This is a genomic window from Carboxylicivirga fragile (genome assembly GCF_050589805.1).
Classification (GTDB): Bacteria; Bacteroidota; Bacteroidia; order Bacteroidales; family Marinilabiliaceae; genus Carboxylicivirga; species Carboxylicivirga fragile.
The window spans coordinates 89311-97498 of the sequence record NZ_JBNGOY010000019.1; the positions used below are offsets into that span (position 1 = coordinate 89311).

Genomic DNA, 8188 nt, shown 5'->3' on the forward strand with positions numbered 1-8188 from the left:
TACCATTCATAAAAATCTTTCATTTTTCTTAAAAATTGATGCAACCATCTAATTCGCTCCTTGTCATTAGGGCGTTAAAAGTTTAAAAGTTGACAGAAACAAACATTGACATACATAAACCTATAATCCTGAAGGCAGCCAAAGGCAATGCAAAGGCACAAAAACAACTTTACGAGTTGTATGCCAAGGCGATGTTTAACATTTGCTACCGCATGATGAATAACATGCACGATGCTGAGGACATTTTGCAGGAAATATTCTGTGAAGCTTTTAAACGACTTAATAGCTATCGTTTCGAATCAACTTTTGGAGCATGGATAAAACGAATAACAATAAACAAATGCATTAATGAACTTAAACGTAAAAAAGTAACACTCGAACTTAAAGAAGACATTACACCTGATGCTATGAGTGATGATTATGAAGATACTGAATCAACTACATTAAGTGTAGAACATATTAAACATGCCCTTGGGCTTTTGCCAGATGGCTACCGTATCGTCTTCTCACTTTATATGCTTGAAGGTTACGACCACCAAGAAATCGCCGAAATTATGAACGTATCAGTTTCAACCTCTAAATCGCAATTAGCCCGAGCTAAGAAAAAACTGATTGAAGTGCTTAAAGCCGGATCTATGCAATATAACCTTAATTAAATGTGTTATGACAGATAGACTAAAAGACTATATAGACAGCAACCTCGATGCTTTTAATGAACTGGAACCACCTAAGGCTAGTTGGAATCAGATTGCAAGCAAATTGGGACATCGCCAAACCAGAAGAATACAACTAATCAAATATGCTGGATTAGCTTCTGCAGCTGCTATTATTGCATTTATTGTTATGTTTTCGCCCATAACTAATAATAGTTCAGAATCAATTAATCTTGCCGAAATACCTGAAATGGTAGAGACAGAAGCATATTACAGTCTTCAGGTTAATCAAAAACGTAATCAAATATATCAGCTTGCAGGTCAACACCCAGCACTAAAGCAGGAAATGGATAATGATTTAGCCGAATTAGATAGCCTACTATTAGAAATAAAAGACGACTTAAAAGACAATGTTTCAAATACCGAAGTAGTTGATGCTATGATTCAGAATTACAGAATGAAACTAATGATATTAGAAGATATCATGTCGTTTTTAGAAGAACAAGACAATGACAATAAAAAGACGGAGATCTATGAACTATAAATTGATAATATTATTTAGTCTATATCTGCTGGCGTCGCTTAACTTTGCGAAAGCACAAAGCTTTACGGAAGAAATAAAGCACCATAGGGTCTTTTATGTCTCACCAGCCGCTACTTTAGAACTAAATAATAAGTATGGAAACATACATATTTCTACATGGGAAGAAGACTCCATTAGCATTGATATTAATTTCTTCATCTCAGAAAAGAGTGAAGCAAAGTTTAATAAAATAAAGGACAATGTGCAGTTTAAGATAGGTGGCAACTCTGCTTTTCTTTCCGCCGAAACCGTTTTTGGAAGCAAATATTCTTCGTTTTTCAAAAATATTAAAGAAGCCACAAACATGCTATCATCACCAAATAACAATTCACGTATTGATTATTTCGTGAAGGTTCCGTCCTACATCAACCTAAAGATCGAAAATCGATACGGTGACATATTTATACCTGATTTTCATGGGAACATTAATGTACAATTGTCGAATGGAGATTTTCAAGCACGCAAAATAAGCGGCTCTAACATACTAAACCTTGAATTTGGAAATGTTATCATCGAGCAACTCGAGCAAAGTACCTTAAACCTCAATTTTGCAGAAGTTAACATTGATAAAGCAGGACAATTAGATATCAATTCAAAATCATCAAAGGTAAATATCAAAGATTGTAACCTGATAAAGCTAAAGTCGAAACGCGATGAGTACAGCATAGACAATATTGGCTTCGTATTTGGAGACACCTACTTCAGTAAATTGAGCATTTACAATTTAAACAACGAATATAATATGGTGATGCAGTACGGAGAACTTAAACACTTGGGCATTGCCCCGGCATATAAACTAATACGAATTAACTCGGCATACACCAATTGCACACTTGTAATGGAAAATCCTGTTGCTTATAAAAGCACGATTAAGGGACCTAAGAGCAATATCATTTTGGCACAATCCATCTCTTCCAATGAAGCAAACTGGGAAGAATTAGTGAAAAGCAATCCTGTATCATTCTATTATAAAAGCCAGACTGCTAAAGAGAAAGTACAAGTGCAAATTAATGATGCGACCTTAAAGATAAGCCATAAATAACCCAACATTGAGGAAATAAGAATGAAATCGATAATAATCATATTTGTAATAAGTCTTGTAACACTAAAGCTAAGTGCGCAAGATTACAACAATGCCGTTCGCGTATCAACTGGGGAATATTGGGGCGTAAGTTACAAGCGACTATTTAATCAAAAAAATGGTGCAATGGGACGTTTTCAGGTAAATAATAAAGGTGCACAATTAACTGGCTTACGTTTATTTCACACCCCTGCGTTTCCGGCTACCTCAAGTCAATGGTTTTTTGCCTATGGCTATGGTGTTCATTTTGCATATCGCACTAAAATTGATTCGCGTAATTTGTTTACACCATTTGCTCCACCCATTGTTAACACAGGTCACTTTTTTTCACCAGGTGTTGATGGATATCTATCATTAGAATATCGTTTTTTGAAAGTACCATTTGTTTTATCAGCTGATTACATGCCAAATTTTGAGTTTTTTGGGCCCAATTTTTTTCGACTCAACATGAATAATTTCACAGTATCAGCTGCTTTCACATTTTAAATATTTACAACAGTTTACATTAACGAAATAAAAAAACATACAATATGAAAAAATTAATCTTCAGCCTAACATTTATTCTTTGTGCAGGACTTCTCCATGCACAGGAAAGCGACAATGATGTACAAACACTTTTTAGTGGCAAAGGGGGCGAAAAATCAAATGGAGGATACGGAGCAGTAATGGTAGGTTATAGCAATATAGCCGACAGAGATGCAATTTTAATAGGAGGCCGTGGTGCATGGATAATCGATCACAATTTTGCAATAGGTATGGGTGGCTATGGCTTTATTACCGATCCAAAAACAGATCCTTTCATTCTTAATGATGGACAACCGCAAAAGTATCAAATAACTGGTGGTTATGGAGGTCTGCTTTTTGAACCAATTATAGGTGCTAAAAAACCCATACACCTTTCGTTTCCAATACTAATTGGTGCAGGAGGAGTAGCATATACCAAACATTGGGAAAATACTGATTGGGAAAATTCAGACCATGACTACCAAAACACCTATGAGGATAGCGATGCTTTTTTTGTAGTGGAACCCGGCGTTGAAGTTGAGTTCAATATGTTGAAATTTTTCAGAATTGCACTTTCTGCCAGCTATAGATACACTAGCAATATCAATTTAGACTATAAAAACCCTGGTATTGGCGAACCTACTAGAATTGGTGAAAAAGATATGCTAAGAGGTATGAACTATGGCATAGCACTTAAATTTGGTAAATTTTAGGTTTAACCCAACTAATAAAACCCGTTCTTAACAAGAAAGCAAACAAGGAGGTAGCTCAAGCACAAGCTACCTCCTTTCACTTAACAACCATTAACCTTGTCTTCCAATCCCGATAATCGTGGAAATGAAGACATCAAATTAACCCCCAATTCTATATTTAATAGCTCGTTAGTCAGAAGTCAGTAGTCAGTAGCCTTATTCATAACACATTAACATTCAGCCATAAGTACAATATCTCTACAAATACTCAAAACACTGATTATCTGACTAATACGAAATTTTAACAATGTATTTATTTTAGTATTAGTTTTTTAACTACTAACGCACCTCCTACATGCATTTTAACAAGATAAGTTCCTGAAGGTATTTCACTTACATCCACATTTGCAGATAAACCCGAAACCTTACCAGACAGCAATAAACTTCCTGTCAAATCATACAATTCATAACTTAGCTCTTCACCTGCCTCAATGGTAAAATAATCGACACATGGATTCGGATAAATCTTTACCTGATCGTCAATGAGCTCATCGTCAATAGCAGTGGGCGTACCAAAAGTTATATCAACCGGCCACGACTTGCTATATACTATTTGGTTCGAAGCATCAATAAACATCAACCTTACTTCATCAACCTTACCATCTGCCGAAAGGGTAAAGCTTTCGCTACGATCTCCCCTGTAAGCCGATGTTGTAAAATAATCTGGCACCAGCTGATTCTGAACAATGGCATCTTGATAATACAATCGGAAGGCACACTTTAATTCCCCATCGGTTTTTATATACTTATAATTAAACTGCACATCCTCATTAACAGCCAACTGCAAAGGTGAGACTACGTTAATTTGATAGAAAGCGTATGGAAATACACGATAATCAACATTGATAAATCGTTCATAGTATACCAATCCTTGATCATCGCGATCACCCATAACAACACGAAGTTGATTAACCATTTGATGCGAGTTAATTTCGAAGGTAGCTGTGCCTGAGCCGTTTTCACCATCGTACATTGCAGCTGAATAAGAAACTGACTGACATGGTTGCCCATCGTTATATGGCTGGAAAGAAACCGTTGCATTATTTGTATTCTTGAAAAAATCAAACGACACCTCAACCTCTTCATTCACAGCCAACATCGAAGTAACACCTCGATTAACACTCACATTATCAACTATACAATCCACAATTTCGAACTGTATATTTTTATAAATTCGCTTCATTAGCGTTCCTGCTCCATTTCGGAACTCTACCCATATGGCATCAACATTGCCATCGTTTGATGTAAAAGTCATGCTAACGGATGCCTGACCTGAATTAGTCACAACAGATTTTTTTACTAAAATACAATTGCGCAACTCATCACCAACGTCGTCAAAAGGTACAAATGCAATTTTCACAGGCCCATCTGGCTTGGTATAATTAAAAGTAAAATTCATGGTTTGCCCCACTGCTAACTTAGCTCCCGAAGCTTTTGTTGTGCGAATATTCGTAACAGTGTATTCATCAGCCATAGCTGACATCGTCAATAATAAAAATGCCAATAAAAAGTATAAATTTCTCATAGTTTAGTTAATTAAGTTTTAAAAGGTTTGAGTACACCTAGAGTTATATCGGTGCTATAATTATGCCTTAGTCCAAATGCGCGTATTCAAATTCATTTCATGAATAATCGTTTCAATCAGACTAAAAAGCAGAAACATTTCTTCCACATCCTTATAGTTAATACCATCCTTACTGATTTTAGGCTCAAACATATTTTTACCCATAGGAATGGCACAGTACACATTTTCGCCTACAAACGAGAAGTACATTTTTAAACCAAGTTGCTTTTGAATATTAACAATGGCCTCCATAAGTACAGGTGTGAGCACGTAGCGCGCCTCCTGCTGACTACTTCCATATACTGTAAACAAACGTTCAAATTCAGGATTCTCAAGTTTCACCATTTCGCCATGCAAACGATTCTTCTTACGCTCTTTACCAAAAATATTAGTTGTTCGTCGATCATTCTGTGGCATTACAAATGTTCTTTCGCCCAACTGCTTATTAAATTCTGCCACAAAGAAAATACCTCTAAAAATTGTATTCCATTGGGTTCTTTTATTCCCATCATCATCACGTGACACCGTTTTCTCTTCTGTTTTTAATTCTGAAAATTGAAAAGGGGTTTGCTCAATCGTTCCTGTTATTAAATCATCACCCGTGCAGCGATCAGGATCCTCAGGAAAAATACCTGATAAAGAATAGAACTGTTCTCGAATATGAGCACTAGGATTGTATTTATAATCAGTATTTATCAGCTTAACAATTTTCTCAACCACTTCAACTTTAAACACTTTTTTATAATCCTGATAACGGATATATGCTTTTATGGCGCAATAAATACCAGCTATGGCGAATAACACAAGCGTTACAATGACCATTGTAGGACTCATAAGACTTTCGCCCAGCTGATAAGTTAGGAAAATGAAGACTGCAGCCACAATACCAAGATTGCGCCATTTTTTTATGAACTTACGTTGATCTTCCATCCCGGCCAATTGCGGCTTAAGTTCATTTTCGTATAATTTTTTTAATTCTTCAAATGATTTCATAGGAACTTTTTGATAAGGTTTGAGTACTATAATCTGTCATTTAGCATTGAATTACACGATGTGTAGTTTGTCAGCATTTACAATATTTTGTTAGAACAGGCTTTTAACATCCACATTCTGGCGTTCAACTTCCGGAATTACAAAGACCTCCTTACGCTGTAGCTTCATTACACCAGCAACGATGCTTTTAGGAAATGTTTGGGTTCCATTGTTAAAATCTGTGATAACAGCATTGTAGGTGCGACGCGCTGCCGATATTTGAGATTCTACCTCAGTAAGCGTGCGCTGAAGGTTCATAAAGTTCTCGTTTGCTTTCAAATCCGGATAATTCTCAACGGCTACCATTAGGCTTTTCATGCCTGATGATATCTTATTATCCAAAGCCACTTTTTCATCGGCACTTAAGTTACCATCAGTAGCTTTAGCTCGCATTTCAGTTACTTTAGTCAACAAGTCCTTTTCGTGCGCAGCGTATTGTTTAACTGTAGACACCAGATTCGGTATTAAATCATAACGCTTTTTAAGCTGCACATCCATACCTCCAAAGGCATTATCCACCTCATTGCGATTACGAACAAGGCTATTATACATCATTACTATCCAAATAATTATTACAAGTGTAATTACGGCTATTATAATTGTAGAATTCATCGTATTTTATTTTTTAAATTGATTTTTAGCATAACTTACATCATCGGCAACCTTTCTAATCCCCCTATAAAAACGCCTGGCTTTGAGAATAAAAAAACCGAGCATCAACAGTAAAACTAAAATCGGAAAGGCAATACCAAGCCACATAGGCGTTTCAACACTATTGTCTGCATTAGCACTATAATCAGTAATTTCATCGGCTCTACCTTGCGAGCGCAACCATTCGTTGTGCAACTTGTGTTGCTCAGCAACATACGCAGCTTCTGCCTCCAATGAGTCGCGAACAGCCTTCTTTTCAGGACTCTCCGCAAGCATGTTTCCAAAATTTATATCCTCATCGGCCTCTAATCTAGCTAGCTCTTCATCGCTTAAACCAATCTTTTTGGTATCAATATTACCTATCTGAGACTCTAGATCGGCAAGTACATTTTCAAGAACACGCATCTGCTCCGGACTAAGATCTTCGCGCAATAGTTTAGCTTTTTCTTTCGCCTCATCCATATTATTTTTTGCCAACATAACACGCGATACAGCAAGTCCAGCCTTGATACCCTCACCAGCACTTAACTCTTTTGTACTATCGCCCTCGCGTTGAACAGAAAATTTAACTGCCTTTTGCATAGCAAGCTGACAATCGCCAGCGGCACTTGCCATCTCATTCATTATTTCAATTGCCTGCTCATTACCTTCTAATTCAGCAGGGATAGTATATTCGAGGCTATTGTTATTACAAGATGCTAACAACAGCATTGAACTAATTAGTAGATATATTACTCTCATACAAGTTTGGTTTTTAAGATTCTGTTTTGTTAGCTATCTCCGAATCAAATTTATTTTGAATCTCCTCCATCCTATCTTCAAATTGCTTCCATACGTCATCCAAGGCTTTCAACTCAGCTTCACTTAATTGTTTACCTAGATCTATACGCTTGTCAGTATATTCAAGCCATTGCCCCATAACTTCGGCTGACTTAAGTGTAACCTCACCAGTAGCTTTTACTAATTTTAGCTGATCCATCATGCCCAGTTCCGACTCATCCATTCCGGCAAATTCACCAACATCTTCCATCACATCATCGATTATTTCAGCATAATTATTAGCTACTTCGGTCATGCCGTCAACATAAGCTACTATTTCTTTATTCCCTTCTAATTCAGCAGGTATTTCAACCTCAATCTTTCCTAATTTATCAACCTTTTCAACCTTACTCACGCAGCTAGTTACTGCAAAAAATAAGTTGACTACTATTATTAATAGTGTGTATTTTCTCATAATGTTTGTATAATTATTTAATTGATCAATAATTGATTAGCATAGCTCAAGCAAGCTTGGCTCTACCCTCACTTCTTCACAAATTGTTTCCTGATTTGTTCGGCGCTCGGCATAGCTCAAGCAAGCTTGGCTCT

The 8188-nt window shown here is 36.5% G+C and carries 10 protein-coding genes; 5 read left to right on the plus strand and 5 right to left on the minus strand.

What is annotated here, in order from left to right; genetic code table 11:
- Positions 1 to 89: 89 nt before the first annotated feature.
- The 5 genes from ACRD7B_RS10380 to ACRD7B_RS10400 are packed head-to-tail and all read left to right on the plus strand — an operon-like array spanning position 90 to position 3534.
- The gene (locus tag ACRD7B_RS10380; RefSeq protein WP_430824480.1) at positions 90 to 656 is read left to right on the plus strand and encodes an RNA polymerase sigma factor; all 567 of its coding nucleotides are present in this window, start codon (positions 90 to 92) and stop codon (positions 654 to 656) included.
- Between the two features lie 7 nt (positions 657 to 663).
- A complete protein-coding gene (locus ACRD7B_RS10385; protein ID WP_430824481.1) occupies positions 664 to 1197 on the plus strand; it encodes a hypothetical protein in 534 nt (177 codons plus the stop codon).
- Positions 1187 to 2278, plus strand: coding sequence for a hypothetical protein (locus ACRD7B_RS10390; RefSeq protein ID WP_430824482.1), 1092 nt, complete (start codon positions 1187 to 1189; stop codon positions 2276 to 2278). The genes ACRD7B_RS10385 and ACRD7B_RS10390 overlap by 11 nt, the downstream gene beginning before the upstream one ends.
- A gap of 21 nt (positions 2279 to 2299) precedes the next feature.
- Positions 2300 to 2803 carry a hypothetical protein gene (locus tag ACRD7B_RS10395; RefSeq protein ID WP_430824484.1) on the plus strand — a complete coding sequence of 168 codons (504 nt, stop codon included), beginning with the start codon at positions 2300 to 2302 and terminating at the stop codon, positions 2801 to 2803.
- 44 nt (positions 2804 to 2847) lie between these two features.
- Complete coding sequence (locus ACRD7B_RS10400; protein WP_430824485.1) at positions 2848 to 3534, plus strand: hypothetical protein; 687 nt, start codon at positions 2848 to 2850, stop codon at positions 3532 to 3534.
- Positions 3535 to 3826: 292 nt separating this feature from the next.
- Here ACRD7B_RS10400 and ACRD7B_RS10405 read toward each other — a convergent pair whose 3' ends face one another.
- The 5 genes from ACRD7B_RS10405 to ACRD7B_RS10425 form a co-directional block, all read right to left on the minus strand.
- Positions 3827 to 5098, minus strand: a complete 1272-nt coding sequence (locus ACRD7B_RS10405) for a T9SS type A sorting domain-containing protein (protein WP_430824486.1) — start codon at positions 5096 to 5098, stop codon at positions 3827 to 3829.
- A 60-nt stretch (positions 5099 to 5158) separates the two neighbouring features.
- Entirely contained in the window at positions 5159 to 6130 is a 972-nt protein-coding gene (locus tag ACRD7B_RS10410) for a DUF3137 domain-containing protein (protein WP_430824487.1), read from the minus strand.
- A 90-nt stretch (positions 6131 to 6220) separates the two neighbouring features.
- Positions 6221 to 6781, minus strand: a complete 561-nt coding sequence (locus ACRD7B_RS10415; RefSeq protein WP_430824488.1) for a LemA family protein — start codon at positions 6779 to 6781, stop codon at positions 6221 to 6223.
- Positions 6782 to 6787: 6 nt separating this feature from the next.
- The gene (locus ACRD7B_RS10420) at positions 6788 to 7561 is read right to left on the minus strand and encodes a hypothetical protein (RefSeq protein WP_430824489.1); all 774 of its coding nucleotides are present in this window, start codon (positions 7559 to 7561) and stop codon (positions 6788 to 6790) included.
- Between the two features lie 13 nt (positions 7562 to 7574).
- The gene (locus ACRD7B_RS10425; RefSeq protein WP_430824490.1) at positions 7575 to 8054 is read right to left on the minus strand and encodes a hypothetical protein; all 480 of its coding nucleotides are present in this window, start codon (positions 8052 to 8054) and stop codon (positions 7575 to 7577) included.
- Between the last annotated feature and the right edge of the window lie 134 nt (positions 8055 to 8188).